Genomic DNA, 458 nt, shown 5'->3' with positions numbered 1-458 from the left:
GCATGACTTCGTTGTCCGGTCAGCAAAACGCTGACCCGTCTGATCCAAAAGTAAACTGGATCACAGGTCTTGTCGTCAAGTCTTGAACGCAATTACCGGATAACGAAATGGTCTACATTCGGCGGATACCTGCATTTTGGAACACGAGGGCGGCTGCTCCCAGGGCTTCCGCGCGGTCGCCCAGGGAAGACATGGTGAGGGTGGTGGTCTCGCCGATGACCGGCACGGCATGCCGCGTCAGGCCTCGGCGGATGGGCTCGAGCAGGATGTCACCGAGGCCGGCCAGGGGGCCGCCTACCACGATGACTTCTGGATTGATGAGGTTGGCAACGTTGCCCAGTGCGCGGCCCACGGAGAGGCCTGCGTCGTCGACGACACGGAGGGTTGCCGGATCGCGGCTCAAGGCCTTCTGGACTATGTCAGCGGGGGTGAGCGGGCGATTTTCGCCTCGGCTAAGG

1 protein-coding gene is annotated in these 458 nt (G+C 61.8%); it reads right to left on the bottom strand.

Annotated features, from left to right (window positions below):
• Positions 1-112: 112 nt before the first annotated feature.
• The coding region (locus FHK88_RS07290; protein WP_227430089.1) for an ROK family protein at positions 113-458 on the bottom strand (346 nt) is incomplete at its 5' end.

This window comes from Psychrobacter sp. I-STPA6b (assembly GCF_020662265.1).
Classification (GTDB): Bacteria; Pseudomonadota; Gammaproteobacteria; order Pseudomonadales; family Moraxellaceae; genus Psychrobacter.
The sequence above is the reverse complement of the archived record's forward strand: the minus strand, read 5'-3'. Positions and strand labels throughout refer to the sequence as shown.